Origin of the sequence: Agathobaculum butyriciproducens (genome assembly GCA_003096535.1) — a bacterium.
Lineage (GTDB): Bacteria > Bacillota > Clostridia > Oscillospirales > Butyricicoccaceae > Agathobaculum > Agathobaculum butyriciproducens.
The window spans coordinates 75,710-92,023 of sequence record QEKJ01000002.1 but is presented as its reverse complement, the minus strand read 5'-3'; the positions used below and the strand labels follow the sequence as shown (position 1 = coordinate 92,023).

16 protein-coding genes are annotated in these 16,314 nt (G+C 45.3%); 6 read left to right on the top strand and 10 right to left on the bottom strand.

Annotated features, from left to right (window positions below):
* Nucleotides 1-52 precede the first annotated feature (52 nt).
* The 6 genes from C7386_RS03060 (at nt 53) to C7386_RS03040 (ending at nt 6,273) form a co-directional block, all read left to right on the top strand.
* A complete protein-coding gene (locus C7386_RS03060; RefSeq protein ID WP_110437254.1) occupies nt 53-370 on the top strand; it encodes a helix-turn-helix domain-containing protein in 318 nt (105 codons plus the stop codon).
* A gap of 11 nt (nt 371-381) precedes the next feature.
* Complete coding sequence (locus C7386_RS03055; RefSeq protein WP_110437255.1) at nt 382-1,068, top strand: LytR/AlgR family response regulator transcription factor; 687 nt, start codon at nt 382-384, stop codon at nt 1,066-1,068.
* Entirely contained in the window at nt 1,065-2,330 is a 1,266-nt protein-coding gene (locus C7386_RS03050) for a sensor histidine kinase (RefSeq protein ID WP_110437256.1), read from the top strand. Before C7386_RS03055 ends, C7386_RS03050 begins: the two co-directional genes overlap by 4 nt.
* Before the next feature lie 197 nt (nt 2,331-2,527).
* Complete coding sequence (locus tag C7386_RS13255; RefSeq protein WP_133241563.1) at nt 2,528-2,800, top strand: hypothetical protein; 273 nt, start codon at nt 2,528-2,530, stop codon at nt 2,798-2,800.
* 82 nt (nt 2,801-2,882) lie between these two features.
* Nucleotides 2,883-4,508: a WG repeat-containing protein gene (locus C7386_RS03045; RefSeq protein WP_133241562.1), complete on the top strand. Its 1,626-nt coding sequence runs from the start codon at nt 2,883-2,885 to the stop codon at nt 4,506-4,508.
* Between the two features lie 616 nt (nt 4,509-5,124).
* Entirely contained in the window at nt 5,125-6,273 is a 1,149-nt protein-coding gene (locus tag C7386_RS03040; protein ID WP_116704830.1) for a TolB family protein, read from the top strand.
* Nucleotides 6,274-6,408: 135 nt separating this feature from the next.
* Here C7386_RS03040 and C7386_RS03035 read toward each other — a convergent pair whose 3' ends face one another.
* The 10 genes from C7386_RS03035 to C7386_RS02990 all read right to left on the bottom strand — a co-directional run bounded on the left by C7386_RS03035 (nt 6,409) and on the right by C7386_RS02990 (nt 16,311).
* Nucleotides 6,409-7,314: a conjugal transfer protein gene (locus C7386_RS03035; RefSeq protein WP_116704829.1), complete on the bottom strand. Its 906-nt coding sequence runs from the start codon at nt 7,312-7,314 to the stop codon at nt 6,409-6,411.
* A gap of 18 nt (nt 7,315-7,332) precedes the next feature.
* Entirely contained in the window at nt 7,333-8,373 is a 1,041-nt protein-coding gene (locus C7386_RS03030) for a lysozyme family protein (RefSeq protein ID WP_207655838.1), read from the bottom strand.
* Nucleotides 8,370-10,511, bottom strand: coding sequence for a CD3337/EF1877 family mobilome membrane protein (locus tag C7386_RS03025; protein WP_116704828.1), 2,142 nt, complete (start codon nt 10,509-10,511; stop codon nt 8,370-8,372). Before C7386_RS03025 ends, C7386_RS03030 begins: the two co-directional genes overlap by 4 nt.
* A gap of 3 nt (nt 10,512-10,514) precedes the next feature.
* Nucleotides 10,515-12,965, bottom strand: coding sequence for a conjugal transfer ATPase TcpF (gene tcpF / locus C7386_RS03020; protein ID WP_116704827.1), 2,451 nt, complete (start codon nt 12,963-12,965; stop codon nt 10,515-10,517).
* Nucleotides 12,949-13,359: a conjugal transfer protein gene (locus tag C7386_RS03015; protein ID WP_437124091.1), complete on the bottom strand. Its 411-nt coding sequence runs from the start codon at nt 13,357-13,359 to the stop codon at nt 12,949-12,951. The genes tcpF and C7386_RS03015 overlap by 17 nt, the downstream gene beginning before the upstream one ends.
* Nucleotides 13,360-13,513: 154 nt before the next feature.
* Complete coding sequence (locus C7386_RS03010; RefSeq protein ID WP_437124093.1) at nt 13,514-14,005, bottom strand: antirestriction protein ArdA; 492 nt, start codon at nt 14,003-14,005, stop codon at nt 13,514-13,516.
* 42 nt (nt 14,006-14,047) lie between these two features.
* Nucleotides 14,048-14,269 (bottom strand): hypothetical protein, encoded by a 222-nt coding sequence (locus tag C7386_RS03005; RefSeq protein WP_116704825.1) that lies wholly within the window; start codon nt 14,267-14,269, stop codon nt 14,048-14,050.
* Nucleotides 14,269-15,423 carry a replication initiation factor domain-containing protein gene (locus tag C7386_RS03000; RefSeq protein ID WP_318261173.1) on the bottom strand — a complete coding sequence of 385 codons (1,155 nt, stop codon included), beginning with the start codon at nt 15,421-15,423 and terminating at the stop codon, nt 14,269-14,271. Before C7386_RS03000 ends, C7386_RS03005 begins: the two co-directional genes overlap by 1 nt.
* A gap of 283 nt (nt 15,424-15,706) precedes the next feature.
* Complete coding sequence (locus C7386_RS02995; RefSeq protein ID WP_116704823.1) at nt 15,707-16,012, bottom strand: type II toxin-antitoxin system RelE/ParE family toxin; 306 nt, start codon at nt 16,010-16,012, stop codon at nt 15,707-15,709.
* Nucleotides 16,009-16,311: a type II toxin-antitoxin system RelB/DinJ family antitoxin gene (locus C7386_RS02990; protein ID WP_110437267.1), complete on the bottom strand. Its 303-nt coding sequence runs from the start codon at nt 16,309-16,311 to the stop codon at nt 16,009-16,011. The genes C7386_RS02995 and C7386_RS02990 overlap by 4 nt, the downstream gene beginning before the upstream one ends.
* Nucleotides 16,312-16,314: the final 3 nt, after the last annotated feature.

Below are 16,314 nucleotides of genomic sequence, written 5' to 3'. Positions count from 1 at the left end.
GGTATCCATACTACTTAGAATAATAGTATCGCTATACCTGAGGTGATTATAAATGACAGGTCTTGGAGAAATTATTCAAGCCAAACGAAAAGAGTTAGGGTTGACGCAAGAGCGTCTTGCTGAAAAAATCGGGAAAACAGCTGGATACATCGGCCAAATTGAACGCGGGCTCAGTTATCCATCTTATCCGGTTTTATTACAGTTGATTGAAACATTAGAGCTTGATGTACAATCTCTATTCTGCACATCAACGCTCGAAGAAAGTGAAAAACTGAAGCAAGAATACGCACAACTCTATTCCAAGCTCTCAAAGAAACAGCAACAATTAGCCCTTGGAATGTTAAAACTAATTTCAAGATGTGATTTTTAACAGGAGTATTTATGCGAATTGCAATTTGTGATGATGAAGATCAAGAACGACTCAACATTAAAGCATTAGTCAAACGATATGCCCCCGAATTATCTATTGTCCTTTTTTCGTCAGCAGACGAACTGTTGACAGCAGCAAAAACGACATTTTTCCCATTGATTTTTCTGGATATTGAAATGGATGATACAAATGGCTTTGATGCTGCAGAAGAACTTATGTCGGGGAGCTCACAGCCGCTTATTGTTTTTGTAACCAAGAGCACCGAATATACGATTCGTGGTTATGACGTGGCTTTTCATTATCTTGTAAAACCTCTTAATGAGGAAAAGTTCTATGAGGTTCTCAAGCGCGCTTTGCGTCTGATCGTTCCGCAGTATTTTTCATTCTCCTCGAATGGCGAACTGTATCGTATCCCTGTACAAGAAATTCTGTATTTCGAGTCCCGTAATTATATGCTTTTCATTCATACACAGCAGCAGATTTATAAAACTCGATTGAGCTTAAAAGAGGTTGAACCACAATTATCATCTGCAAATTTTCTTCGTATTCATGCCAGTTTCCTAATCAATCTGCATCATGTAGTTCGCATAACAAAAGACGATATAGAAATGCAGGACCATCAACTCATCAAAATCAGTAGAAACCGAAAGAAAGATGTCATTGCAGCTTTTACAAAGTTTGCGAGGGAAAACATATGACTTTGCTAATTGAAGCCCTCAGTGGTGTATTAGACACCTTTCTACTCTATCTTTTTGCATCTGGATTTTACTCAAAATATCGCAGCGCTAAATACAAAGGACATTTATACTTGCTTGTAGGTATTTTTATTATCGTGATGAGCTGTATCCCTATGCTGGGTATACTTCGTATCCTACTTAGCTGGAGCATTATCAGTGTATCAACATATGCGATTTTTGAATCCACTGTTCGCAAGGCACTTTTAACTTCAACAGCATTTATAACCCTCAGTGTGTTGGTTGACGTAATATGTGAATATCCTTTTTATCTCTCCGGCATTTCACGAACGGTTATCCTCGGACAGGGGTTAGCACGCTGCATATTTATCATCTTTGCAAAGCTGATAAACTTGCTGCTCATTCTTTTTATTGTCACACTGTTCGGCAAAAAAGGTTTACTTGATATTCCATTCAAAGAATTGCTCCCACTCACGACCTGCCAGCTCGTCAGTGTATTTATCTGCATTGTATCATTGGAATTGGTCGGAACCGTATCGCACTTTCTTTTAATATTATTAACACTTTCTATTGCCGGAATTTTGTACATCAACATTGTATTCTTCGTATATATGCGATCTATTCGTACAAATTACGAAAACGAGCAGCAGCGGCGTTTGGCTGAACAGCAACTCGAAACTCAGCTGTCTTATTACGAACAGATGAAATCCGCTAACGAGCAAACGCGAAGCCTGTGGCATGATATAAAAAAGCAATTAACTGCTGTTACTGCATTAGTCAAGGACAGTGATGTATCACAAGCAGAGTTATATCTCGAAACCATTACCAAATCATTTAATTCGCTTAGCAAAATCGTTGATGTAGACCATCCGGTTATTAACGCAATTTTGAATGATGCACTGGGAAAATCCTCGCTTGCCGGTATTACTTTAAAAATCGACGTTTTTGTTTCCCCTCAGCTTGCCCTGTCCCCGCTGGTTTTAAGTGTTATTCTCGGAAATACATTGGATAACGCAATTCGCGCATGCAGCGGTGTATCTGCCGATACGCCTAAAATCGTAAGTTTAACTTTAAGACAAAAGGACAGTATTCTGTATTACCGCATTTCCAATCCCTATGACCCAGAATTTTCTTCTAAGAAACGCGAGGGTATTCATGGTTATGGGCTGAAAAACGTCAGTTCCACAGTAGAACAAATCGGCGGCACAATGCAAATCAATCAAGAGAATAATCTATATACCGTAGAGATTATTTTGAATTTGTAAAACAAAGGGCGATAGCTTCAAAGCTACCGCTCTTTATTGGTACATTTTACTGCATCAGGCCTGCCAAACTCTGCAATCTCATTGTGTATTTTACCGTATGTTGTATAATACAAATACACCAAATGAAGGGAATGAACCCAATGCAGTAAGTCCAGCTAGATGCTATCGCTGGCGTTGATGGAATTGGCACGCAACAAATGAACGATGCGGGTACCGTTATATTAGATACACGATGGTTGGTTATCGGAAATTACGGTATCATTTATGATTTGAATCTATCCGGTTGTAATGGTCGAAAAATTCAATTTTCTAAGGCTACAAACAACGCTGGCACCATTATGACACGAGTAAACAACGGAACATGGTATGCTAAAGCACTGCCATTTACATACGATGCGTCTACCACTTCTTTATTACAAATTATTTTAATCGGCGGAAATTCCGGTGATTTATCAATGAAAATTCTATAATTTTACAAGAAACGATACTGAATCAGGTATCGTTTCTTGTGCTATCTATAGTTCTTGTTTACTATCTATAAATCAATAGGATGTGATAAATATTATTATCAAGAAATTATTATGTATTCCACTCATAGCTGTATTGTTGAACAGTGCACTTGCTATTAAACCTACATGGGATGAAATACCTGAAAATCAACATCTGTTCGGACTAGGCGAATATGTTGCACATCTGGATGAAAAGGCACAAGAACTCCACCTATACACTAATAATCAAGGAGTTTTAACAGAATTTAAGATTATAGAACACATTGCAGAATTGCCTGATTACACGATGCTCAATCATACTTCATATTTTATTCTTCCAAAAGATGGTAAATACTCCATCTTCAGCCAAGATTTCTCACAACTTACTCCTTACAAATATAACAGTGTGCAATTTTATGGAGATTTTGCCATTGGTGTCTTTGCTCCTGATGATGCTTCTCCTGTTGACCTGTCAGCTCAGACTTCCGAATTGATTGATTTGAAAAAACAACAAGTCATTACTTCTGTAAAAGGACATACCATTAATGTATCCGAAGATGATCATTACTTTTTCGCTGAGAATACAATTTATGATGCTACCGGTAATTCGATATTTCAAACCGATATTGCTGAAATTATATCTGCTACAACGAATCAAGCACAAGATAATATACTGTGGATTGGATGCAACAACACTCAATATGCCATATACCATAATAGTACTTGTGTAAGCAAACAGTATGATGACATTGAACCGTATTACATAGGGAAAACGCAGTTATTCACTGCACAAGCTAACGGCACAGCTACACTTCTTGATACAAGCGGTCGTGAAATCACGCAAGGTGCGGATTCTATCACACTTCTATCTTCCGACCTTGCAGCCGTCCAAAAGAATAATAGCATTTCCTATTGGAATCATAGTGGACATATAAGAACTTTTGATCAATATAGCTCTATAATTTCATTGGCAGGAAGCCATGCAGATTTATTTGATCGTGTCCTTGTGCAAACAAAAAACGGCAAATGGGGCATAATGAAGCAAGATGGAACATTATTAGTCCCACCCACATTCGATAGCATTAAAAATGCTGTACAAAGTAATTCTATTTTCCAACTTTTAAAAGAAAATACAATTCAAATAAGGAATCTAGATACCAATACACTAATACCTATTCCTTCCAATGAGGAGTTATATGTAGCAAACGTATTTAATAATAATTTTCAAAATGAAATCGCCTGTGTATCAAATCTTCAAAACGGTTTACGCATTGCAACTTTATATAATCAATCCGGCACATTATTAAAAAATAACATTCGCACAGCATTTATAGTAAACGGCGAAATACGGTATATACAGGTTTCAGACACATCAATCAATGCATATACAGAATCACTCACCGATGGTAATGGAACAATTTTGTTTACGGCTCCAACTGGACAGATGATTACTCAAGTTACACCAGCCATCATTTGCACTACAACTGCCGGTGTTGAAACGACCAATATCGAACATTCTTTCCTCTGTACCGATTTCACTTCTGCAACGCCAAATTTTTCTTCCAGGGAATTTCATCTGGCAAATATCATTAATACGCCTATTACTATTTATGCGTCTGTTCTTCTAATAATATCCGTAATTATCGGATATGTAATAATAAAATACTTTATATCCAACAAACATCATTGACCTAGCAAAATATTGATGAATCAAACGAAAAAACGGAGGGTGTTTTACTACCCTCTGTTTTATTGTTTTTTGCATTGAAATGCTTATCCACCAATCTTCCAATTCCCCTCCACCAGTTTCAGCGCAAGTTCAAACTGCGAAATTTGTATCATTTTTTAACAGTATCCAGTATTCTACTGTCACAGTTACCATTACAGTATCGCTATGCCTGTTCAACACTATGCTTTTAAGCTGGCTGACTATATATGTAAGCATGGAATCATTGCTAACATAGTAAGATAGTCCTTTAGGTTGCCGTCGGCTATAATATGAAAAAGATAATCAAGAAATCCATAACACGCAACGAATAATAATCAATATACCGTAGCGATTATTTTAAAAATGTAAAACAACAGACAACAGCTTTCCAAAACGCCATTCGTCATCTGTGCATTTTACTGCAAAAATCATACTGAACTCTGCATTTTCAGTACAAATTCCACTTTTAATGGTATAATGCAAATATGAAATAAACAATTTACATACTCGATTATCTTTCACAATAACTGTAAAGCATTTTATAGTCTTACCAGCTATATTTGAGTTAAATTATAATGGCTATTGCAGGAGAAAAGTAATGAAAAAGAACCTTTCCATTTCATGTATTCTATTAGCTGTAGTAACTATATTCAGTCTGTATTTTTATCAAGAGCGCGAAACCAAAAGTTTACCTGCTTCCATTGAACCATACACCGAAACCGCAGTAATCTTATCAGATTATATTGATTTTGAAAAAAGCATTTATATCGGTCACAAATCCGACCATGAGATATTATATAAAAATTACGCTGATAACTATATCAGGTCGGTTGACTTAAATACCCAAGAGCAACAGGAACTTATTAAATTGGACACGCAAACAAACGGCACCATGACAACCTTTGATTATAAGGATAATTGGTTTGTCTGGTCCGAGAGCCAAGACGCCGAACTGCGTGTAGGAAGTTCTATTGGTGAAAATTGGGCTGTATACGCGGCTGACCTGCGTACAGGAGAAATCATATTAGTAGATGGCGAAAACGATTTCTTCCCTAAAACACGGAATTTTGACCCGCACCCGTGGTCGCTTTCGGTAAATGGCAGCTTTGTTGTTTACGCCAGCTATACAGCTAATGAAGATGGTATTTACCCTGCAATAAAAATTTATGATTTGAACAATCATAAATTGGAAATTGCAGATACAGCAGATTCCATGCAAACCACTTTTGGTTCACCGTCTGTGAATGACAAAAATGTTGTTTATCTAAAATATGATTCTAATGGCAGTTCCCTTTGGACATATGACATAGAAAAACATAAACGTATGTGTATCGAGCCGCCCGAACCGTTGCAGGAAATATGCATCACAAACTCTTTTATCGTAGGCGTTTCGGAGTGGCAGCCGCAAAAATCAGAATCATTATACTGTTATGACTTTGCTCATAAGAAATGGTCAAAACAGATAGACGCCACCACGAAATTATATCCAAACAATATTGACAGCACCTTAGAATTTGCTGAACTGCAATCTTCAAACGATTTTATAACATGGCGTCCGATTACTGGAAATGCACTTTATGTGTGGGATATAACAACCAATAAAGTATTGGATTTGTCCGAAAATGTTTCTGGGTTAATTGATTATGTATTATATCCTTTTGATGAAGATTATCTGGTTTGGTGTGAAACAAATACACAAACGCAAGAAACTAAGTATCCATGTATAAAAATATCAAGTGAATCATAAAATTTCTGCGCTCGCCACCGCGAGAATAGAAGGCTCGTCTCAGAATCGAAACATTCTGCGACGAGCCTTTTTCCTCTTCGGTATTCGATTTTCACACTTCGTTACTTGCTACTTTTCCCCGTACAAACGCATACATCACCCGACGATTTTCCAATTTCCATCCACCAGTTTCAGCGCAAGCTCAAACTGTGAAATCTGCGTCATTTTCGTAACGCTGTCCAGATATTCCACCGCCACAGTTGCCGTTACGGTATCGCCGTTCTTATTCAGCACCGTGCTTTTAAGCTGGCTGAACGTATAGTCCGCGCACTTTACCGGCGGCATGGAATCCCCGCTGACGTAGTAAGACAGCTCTTTTTCTGTCGCCGTTGGATACAGTGTGAAAAAAGTGGTCAGAAAATCCGCAATATCTTCGCTCTCAGCCGCAGAAACCGTTCCATCGGGTTCTGCGGCTTTTGGCGTATATGCAGATTTTGCAGGCTTACCGGTGATCGTCGGTGCTTGCGTAATGACCATATCTCCATTATCATCCTTGTGGACGGCTGTTTTGTACACGCTGGATACAGTGTCTTTTTTCTTGCCGTCCGAAATCATCTGCGCCACTGTGAACACGACTGCAAAATCGTTTTCACCGCCGTTCTGCTCCACAGACCAAATCTGCACATCCTGTACGGAAGAAGAAACCGCAACGTCACTTTTCACAGTATCAGCCGTCAAATGCTGCAAATCCTCAGTCAGATAACCGGTCAGCGCATCGGTACGCTGTGCCACAGAATCCTTGTTATTACTCCATGAATAGTACGTTTTCGCAAAGTTCCGTACAAACGCTTCTACGCCGCTGGTATCCTCCACACGGCGCTCAACAATCTCCTTTTCGTGAACGGTATGTGTATCAATCGCAGTAAAGTTCTTATACACTGCAAACACAAATCCGCAGACAAACAGCAGCCACATTGCAATTACAGCAGGTTTGCGGCTGTTCACCGTGTAAACGCGCAGTTTCTTTGGTTTCTGCTGCTTTTCTTTCTTTTTCTGAAACATAATTCGTTCTCCTTTGTCTTATTTTTGTGCAACCACAGCGCCGCCCCAGCCCCAGCCGCCGAAACCATAGTAGGCCGTCCAGCTTTCAATGGTATCGAAAGCCACGCCGCCGATGTTGGACGCGATCTGGCCCTTGCCAATGTAAATGCCGACATGACCGGCGTTCAAGCCGCAATAGCTGTCTGTCGTTCTGGAAGGATAAACCGCCGGGTCATTGTAAACCATCGCGCCGAGAGGAATATCGGCGCTAGACTTGCTCACCGCATAGAGAGAGCGGTTCTTACCCGCACAGCAGATGTTGTTGATCGACACACCAGCCTTGCGGTAAACGGCTTCTACCCATGTTTCGCACAAGCCGCTCGTTGCCGGTATGCCGTAACTGCCAGAATTCCGTGCAATCTCTACGATACGGTTTTGTACATCACTTCCCAGCGCATCACCGCCCCTCTGCGTCAAAAACTGCTTTACCAGCTTGACATAGAACATATTGCCGTAGTTATACCGCCAGCCGCCGTTGATCGGCGTGGAAATCTCGTTTTTATAGGTGACCTTCACGCCGCCGGAGTGCTGTCGGGAAAACTCCTGTGCCAGTTCAAAGGTGTACCGTTTGCCGTTTCGTGCAACGAAATCCAGAAAGCCACTGCCGTAATTGTACGCTTGAATGATGGCGTCCATATCACAACCGAGCTTGTCCGCCTTTGCGACCAGTTCCGAGAAATACTTGCAGCCCTGCTTGATACTGTCCTCTGTGCCGAGCGTATTCACCGGCAATCCGGCAGATTCCGAGGACTGCATAACGTCCTCCAATTTGCCCTCGCTTTCCACCTGAATGATGGCAAGCAGGACATAAACATAATCGCTGATACCGTTCTGGCGTGCGTACTTCTCAACCATGGGTTGATGCGCGAGCACTTCCGCGGAGAGATTCACGCCGATGTACAAACCCGAACCGCTTCCGCCGCTCTCATCATCCGAAGCAATAATCAGAAACATCGACAGAAGTAAAGCAATCAGCAGTCCGAAGCCCAGGGCACCTGCCATTGCCGCCTTTTTCATCATTTTCGCTCACCTCGGCTTTCGGAGCGCCGCTGTTTGCGCGTGATTTTTCCGGTTTTCCGCTGTTTGAACTCCGCACCAAAGGTTTCTTCGTCCAGTCCTTTTGGCATTGTATATCGTGTTTTCGGCTTGTCCGGCACCATCGGACGTTCTGCCGGACGGTCCGGCTTGCGGTCTGCAACCGTAGTCTGCGGCTTATCCTTGACCGTCGGACGATCTTCCCGCTGTCTGGGTGTCGGTTCAATCCGTTCCGACCGAGGTCGATTCTGCGGTGCAGACGGCTTTTCCGGTTCAGTTTTCTGCTGTTTGGGGACAGTTGGGCGCTCCTTTGGTGCAACACGAGTGCTTTCTGTTCTGGACTTCTCCGTATTACCCTCATTGCGTTCTCTTTTTCGCTGAGATAACTGCTCCCGGCGACTTGCAGTGGTAGTTCTACGAGATTCCATCTGTGCAGCACGCGCTTCTCGACGTTTCTGCATGGTTTCCCGTACACTTTTCCGTGCAGATTCAATATTGCTGTGAACCGCGTACTCTGCATTGGTCGGTACGTCCTTAACCTTTTGCACGGTTTCCACTGCCTTATCCCGCACACGAGATGGCGTATCTGCAATCTTGCCTGCCGTTTCGCCTACTCTCTGACCGAGATTCTTCTTTTCCGGCTGAACGGTTTCACGGCTTGCACTTTCACGGTTAGCAGAGGTCGAAGCCGTCCTCTGGGTTCTTTGCGCGGCACGGCGCTGTGCAGAACGCTTTCCCACTCCGACTCCTGCCGCAAATGGCAGTGCCTTGCGAACCGCCCTCGAAATCGTCCGGCGCGGCCGGTTTGTCATGGCTCGACCGACACGCCCCGTGCCCTCATCACGCAGACCAATCATGCCGAGCAGTTTGTCGCGCTCCATATACACGCCCGCGAACACGATCACCTGCAGCAGCACGACCACCACAAACGGTTTTCCGTTCGCAATCGTGTACGCCAGCGAGGACAGCACCAGCACAAACGTGGTCAGCAGTGTTGTTCCCACTCTCAGCATGATTGTGTTAAATAGTGAGATGACTGCTCGTCTGCTCGTGCCGGAGAACGCCGGAATCATGCTGATTAGCAAGCTAATCGGCAGGAACATTGCACTGATGATGAACAAAATCTGCGACAACAGCATACTGCCTGTCAGCATAATCGCAAACGCCGACACAATCAGGTTAAAAATCAGGAAGAACACTGACAGGCCGAACCGGCTTGTCACCTCGGTTACGGTCAGATTGCCATTATCGTAATCTTCCAGTTCCGATTTCACGACTTCTTCCCTGTCTTTGCCGCGATTCTCGTCCGGCGAAGTGCCGAGCAGGCTGTTTACCCGTTCTTCTCCGATATTCTCCACATCCGAATCGCCAAACTGCATGATAAGCCACGGCTGCTTGACTTGGATACCGAATAAACAGTCCCGAATCGCAGAAACGCCGGTGTGCTCACCTGCCGTGTCCGGCGCAAGGATTTTCGCGCTCACATCGACAATGCCGTTGCTGATGTCGCTCGAAAACTCGTTTACACCGGTAATTGCAGATGGTGCGTAGGCAATCAGTCCAACTGACACCACGAACACGACCACAAAGTTCAGTGCCGCATGAAACGCTTTTGTCGTTTCACGTTTGACCAGTCCAACATAGGTGCAGTACACGCCGACCAGTAGCGTGACAATCGCCATCATACCGGGAAACAGGCCCGTGCTGTCAAATCCGCTGGCCGACACACCCGCAATCAACTGAATATTTTTGCCGATCGTACTTGCGGCACTGCTGATGAAGTCGAGGTCATACGCCTGCTGAATCAGATAACCAACTGCATTTGAAATGTACAAATTCAGCGTCCACAAGAAGTTCGTAAACAGGTAAATTGCGTACTGCGCCGTTTTTCCGATACCATCCAGCCAGTTCCACGGCAGCCAATCCCACGAGGAATCAACATAAAAATCAAGCTGGTAGTTATCAATCGGATAACGGCTGAACTCGTGCGCCGTATCAATGGTTTCGTCCAGCAGTCCAGCGGCGTACGCCTGCACGGTGAACAAATTGAGGAAAAGAAAAGCCATCACAACCGCGATAAAGGCTGTAATGGCAATTTTCTGAACTTTTGAAGTATTTGTCACACGTTACACCTCATTCCCTGTAACCGGCGGGCGAGTATCAAACGCATGGAACAGATAATCGAACATGACATGGAACTTGATCACGCCGACACGACCGTACAGATCTTGGAAAAGGCACTGACCGTTTTCCAGATTGCGAAGCCGTTTCTGGTTATTTTCGTCCTCAGAATCCAGACCAAAAAATTCAAGCGTTTTCTTGATCTCGTTCATATCCGTAGAGCGGAACGCAAACTTCATGCCGATGTTGTTCTTGATATTCTCGTCTGCCACATCACCGGCATTCTGAGTGACAAAGTAAACGGCAGCGTTCATCGAACGACCGGCACGAACCAGCTTGTTTGCCAGCGTTTTGCCCTGTGCCACATTGAGGAACGCCCATGCTTCATCAAGTCCAACCATCTTGAAGATACTGCGGTCTGAATGAATGAAATCCAGTGCAAAGGTAGAAATGACGATCAGCATAGAGATCGACAGCATTTCGATGGTGGTATAGTCCGCAGGTGCGGTGTCCTTGTCCGGCAGAACCAGATCGGCAACTTGAATGATGTTAAGCTGCTTTTCAAGGCTGATAGTCTGCTGCACCTTGCCATTTGAGAACAACAGGTGAGCAAAGTCATAGTCCGTAAAGGATTCGATATGATCGGCAATCGCAAGCGCGTTTTCCGAGCCATCGTCCCGCAGCGCATCAATGACACGGAGCAGTCCGCGCATTTCGCTGTTGGTCACGGCACGAACCGCCCGTCGCAGGACAGGAAACAGCTTGCCGTCACGCGAGGAAATGCCCGTAAGGAAAGTGAGCACATCCAGCGCAAGGCTTTCTGCATCCTTAGTTTTCCGCATGATGATATACGGGTCAAGCATACCCTTGTTTTCCTCGTCCGAGGTCAGATTTACAATGTTGATCTCGTCCGCGATCTCCGGCAGCTTCTCTTTCCAAAGACCGCGTTCAGATTTCGGGTCAAGGATAAGAGCCTGTGCGCCGTTCAGAACAGCGTAGTAAGTAAGCAGGTTGAACGACAGCGATTTACCGCCGCCCAGAGAGCCGAGGAACGCACCGGACAGCGCATTGGTAACAGGACCCTTAACGCCCTGTGCCGCTCTTGCAGGCTGCACATACACATTCTGGTCTGTATCGACATTGTAGCCGAGATAGATACCGTCACGCTCACCGAGCATTTGCGTTGCACCGAAGCCCAGTCCGGCGAGAAAATCGCTGGTGACATACTGCACATAGTCGTTCATATACCGCTTACTGGACGGGATAAACTCGTTATGCAGCCCCATCATATCACCGATAGGCCGCACCAGCTTAATGCTTGCATCATCGTAGAAATCGCGCACTTGGTTACAGCGGCGTTTGAGTTCTTCCACATCGGGCGCGGTAACACGAACGACATAAGACAGCTTGTACATACTTTCCTTGCTCTGGTCAAGGACACTTTCCAGCTCATCCACGCTGTCCAGGGCTTCCGCCACCTGATTAGTGGTTTCCGAGTTGTTTTCCCACGCATGGTTACCGAGGTCTTTCAGCTCCTTTTTCTTGTTGCGAACCGTATGCAAAGCAGCTTTGTTTGTGATAATCTCAACATTCATGCTGGTATCAATGGCAAAATCAAACTGCTGTTCCTGATAGTAAAAAATCTCACTGGATGGGAAATCCAGTTCACCGACCACATCGGAAATCGTAAAGTACGCGACGTAGCTTTCCGAATCCTCGGATTTCATGTGCAAATACCGCTGTTTTTCCTCAATCAGACAGCGGGCAGGCTTGATAAGATCGTACCGCTTAACCAGCGTATCACGCTTACGCTTTTTGAGCGGCAGCGTAAACTCAAAATCTTCATAGGCCGTGCCGGTCCTGCCGTAGATATGCTCCAACAGATAGCCGAAATCATTCTTATTTAGCCGACGCACCTTAAAACGACGCGACAGCTTATTTTCCATCAACTTTTCCATGCGAATATACCGACGAATTTCATCATTTGGCATGGAAACAAAATCACCCATGAACGAATGACCAATAGCATTTGCCGCGTCATGCAGCAGGTTCTTTGCGGTCTTTCCCATTTCCTTGACAGAGAGTTCTTTATCCGTCACGACCAGCTTAAAGCCGAGAAAAAAGCGGTAATCGACCTGTGTATCACCGAGCGAAGCAACGAGATTTTCCGTCTGCTCGTCAATCTCAGCGCAAGCGATCTCTTTCAGCCGTCCGGTCACGCTTTTCTTGGAACGCTCCTGTGCGGCGCGGATACTGCTTTCTGTGCTAATCTGCAAAGCGTGAATCTTGCCGTCACGATTCTGCGCGATAAGTTGTCGGAAAGCGTCATGTACTGCGTCTTTCTGTTCCAGCGACAGGAACGAGTAGTTGAACGGAATCAGTTCATAGTACGCGAAGCACTCGCCCTCAATGTTCCACACAAGGTTATTTTCGATATATTTAATCGGATACGGCACGGATAATCTCACTCCTCACTACGGTAATATCCGCGTTCTCGCGGTGCTTTTTCAGCCGGACAGGCTTTCCAGTAAAGGTGACTTTCGAGCGCAGCGCATAGGCAATCACCGAGCGCATGAAACTGTACGGTTTCTTGCCGTCAAAGGTCTTTTTGCTCATAAACCACGTCACACCGAACGGAATACAGCACAAAATCAGTGGGTTATGAATAAGCACCAGCGGCGGCACTTTACGGAACGCGAACACTAGCACACCGCTTACCGCCAGCCAAAGCAACTGGGTCACGGTGACAGGTGTCGGCAGTTTTGCGTCACCGAACGAGTATATTACCTGTTCTACTTTCCATACACTGCTGTAACTTCTTAGTTTTTTCAAATTGCAGCTCCTTTTCACTTTTTCTACATGATATAGAGAGTCAGGGGGCGAGGAACGAGTTCCAGCCGCAGGCGTCTTTCCTCTCCCCCTGCACGGTTGATGTATAACTCCCTGTCGGCAGTTACACACAGCCGTGCTTCACCCCCTCACCATTCTCGCAGCGGCCCTCCTTTTATCGAATCAGTTCAAATACGCCGTCTTTGGTTTCCACGAAATCCCCCTCCATCGAGAGGTCGCGCCCGTACTGCACACTGTCAAAATACCGACGCAGGGTTTCATCCGAGATCAGCCCTTCGTCCAGCATCTGCTCCGCCACATCGGCTGTTGTGTCACAACCACTCCACAGGATAATATCGTCCGCGTGCTCGCAGAAATCCTCCACACCGCTGTAATAACTGAGCAGCGAACCCATGTTATCCCGAATGTAGTCCGGCAGGTCCTCCACCATTTCACACAAGCGGTTGATCTCCTCGATGGGTGTATACTCCTCGATCTCGAACGGTAATTCAAAATCGTGGATGGCATATTCCTCGTACTGATCGTTCAGACCGATACGCTCCTTGACCTCATCAAAATCAATAGGAGGTTCAAACCACGCGCCAACAAGTTCGCCCTCGTTGTATTTGCCAAGATTGGCAATATAAACGCGCATTTCTTCCATAATTTCACCTCATTCCATAAGAAAAGGCTGACTTTTTAGCCAGCCTTACGCTCCAAGAATCTGATTGAACAGATTCAGCAGAACATCCTTAACACCTGCCGCGTTGAACACCAGACCAACCGACAGCATGGCCACCTCAAGAAAGCCAATCAGTTTGGTAAACTCACGCTTAAAGCCGAGATACAAGCCAATCACCACGATAACCACCAGCACCAGCGGCTGGGCGTTCGACAACAGCCAGTTATACAGATTTACGCCAAAATTCATTAGTTATCCTCCATCTGAATCATTTCATTAACCGTTCTCATCTTCTGCTGAATGATTTTCCGGTGCTTGTCCCGCAGTTCCGTATTGTCTAAAATGTCTTGTACATGGGACGTTCCACACTTTTCATCAATCAGCATGAGCATTTTCGCCGTCGGCGCAACCTGATGAGAAAACCAATTCAGCGTCCGTTCCAGCGTATACGGCTCAGGCGCAGTCGTCAGTTTAAGTGTGTTCCGGTGCTTGCCTATAAAGGTTTCCCACATCGGGTTCAGCGGCCATTCCTCACGCGGTTTGCCGCTTTCCTTATCCACAAAACGCACATAGCGGTTGATAATGCCGAACGCCGTCTGTTCCGGATTCTCGTTCGACACAAGATCATACACGGCGTTGTCCGCCCGCTCATTTTTCAGCCGGATTTCAAAGCGGTTCTGAATGTCCGCTTGTTCGAGCGGCGTACCGTTTTTCACAAGCTGCTCATACGCTTTCTCGTAAAGGCAAAAGTACAAATCGGACTGCATCGAGCCGATGTACAGCGTTGCGCCCATGTGGGCGCTGTCCTGCTCCTGCCGACTTCCCAGCCCGCCCGAGCGAAACGCCCGAAAACTGCGGAACACCGAAACGCATTCCTCCTTGCGGCATTTGCTGATGAGAAGCGGAATGTCCAGCATACCCACCAAGTCATTCACCGCGAGGTCTACCCGTTTGAACACCGCCTTTTCTTTCATGCACTTGCGGAAAAATTCGTACCAAGTCCGCTTTTGTCCGTCCAGATACGCTTCAAACTGCCGACAGCCTTTGCCGCGCAGTTCGAGCAGCACGCCCATTTCTTCCAGCGGTGAGGTCAGCACCATCACGTCACCAATCCGGTAAGTGCTCGTGTAGCCGTACATTCCACGCGGCTCCTGCACCAGATATTTCATTTTCAGTCGAAGAACATCTTCAATGACGTGCTTCACATCCATTGTTGGAAAACGGATACGCACATAGTCGAACAGCAGTGTCAGCGGCTCAGGATGCAGACGAATGAGCGCGTCTTTCAGCCGCTTGCGTACCTTTTGCGGCACGGATTGGTTTTCCTGCTCCAACCGGCGGTAATATTCCGGTGTCAGTCCGGCTTCCAGAGCCAGTTCCTGTTCGGATACGCCAATTTGCATCCGTTTTGCCCGAAAGTCCGTTATCCAAGTCCTGTTTTGCAATTTTACCTCCGTTTCTGATTGATTTTGTTCAAAGTTTTGCGTAGTTCGCCTATCTTGTCCGATTTGTACCCCCCTGTTAGAGAAAGGGGGTTCCGACGTTCGGGCGCGGCTGACGCCGCGCCCGCTGCACCGTTCCGTGCCGTCGGCTTTCGCGCTGCACGCCGCCGCACGGACGGCGCAAGGGCATAGAAAAACGCGCAGAGTTCTTTCCTCTGCGCGTTTTGCGTGTACATATTTAATTTCAAAAAAGCAGCGCCATATAATCCTGACGCCCATCAAGTACACGGGTAACTTCTACATATTCGTTGCCCACAACACGATAGAACACAATCTGCTTTGCTACTACTAAAAACCGAATGTCCGTATCTACCGCATAGCGACTGCACAATTCTGTGCCCATAAACGGATTATCCTCTAACAGCATAATCGCGTCATACACCCGACGAGTTAATTTTGCTGCTGCTGACGGATTGTTAAGCTGCTCCCTAATATATCGTTTCGTTGCCCGCATATCTTCAACAGCAGTTTTCTTAAATTTAATTCTCATTCAGCAATACCCAACATAGCCCGGGCCTGCTCGGCAGAATAGCTTTCGGTGCAATCATCGCCCTTTTTCAGTTCTTTCACCAACCGTGCCAGGGCCTTTGCCTTAACAATTTCCGCATTATCTCCTGTCACTGCAAAGGGGAAACCGCCTGCATTTAATGACTGCTGAAAAAACACATTGATTGCGTCCGTGAGTGTCAACCCCGTTTTTGCATAAATCTGCTCCAATTCTTCACGAATTTCAGGATTCATGCGAATACGGAACATATCTGTTTTTGCAGAAGAAATAACATTATCCATCTT

Coding starts and splice junctions, on each gene's coding strand:
- C7386_RS02990 (WP_110437267.1), bottom strand. CDS start 16,311: ATGGATAATGTTATTTCTTCTGCAAAAACAGATATGTTCCGTATTCGC.
- C7386_RS03050 (WP_110437256.1), top strand. CDS start 1,065: ATGACTTTGCTAATTGAAGCCCTCAGTGGTGTATTAGACACCTTTCTA.
- C7386_RS03000 (WP_318261173.1), bottom strand. CDS start 15,423: ATGCAAATTGGCGTATCCGAACAGGAACTGGCTCTGGAAGCCGGACTG.
- C7386_RS03035 (WP_116704829.1), bottom strand. CDS start 7,314: ATGTTTCAGAAAAAGAAAGAAAAGCAGCAGAAACCAAAGAAACTGCGC.
- C7386_RS03005 (WP_116704825.1), bottom strand. CDS start 14,269: ATGAATTTTGGCGTAAATCTGTATAACTGGCTGTTGTCGAACGCCCAG.
- C7386_RS03055 (WP_110437255.1), top strand. CDS start 382: ATGCGAATTGCAATTTGTGATGATGAAGATCAAGAACGACTCAACATT.
- C7386_RS02995 (WP_116704823.1), bottom strand. CDS start 16,012: ATGAGAATTAAATTTAAGAAAACTGCTGTTGAAGATATGCGGGCAACG.
- C7386_RS13255 (WP_133241563.1), top strand. CDS start 2,528: ATGAACGATGCGGGTACCGTTATATTAGATACACGATGGTTGGTTATC.
- C7386_RS03030 (WP_207655838.1), bottom strand. CDS start 8,373: ATGATGAAAAAGGCGGCAATGGCAGGTGCCCTGGGCTTCGGACTGCTG.
- C7386_RS03060 (WP_110437254.1), top strand. CDS start 53: ATGACAGGTCTTGGAGAAATTATTCAAGCCAAACGAAAAGAGTTAGGG.
- C7386_RS03040 (WP_116704830.1), top strand. CDS start 5,125: ATGAAAAAGAACCTTTCCATTTCATGTATTCTATTAGCTGTAGTAACT.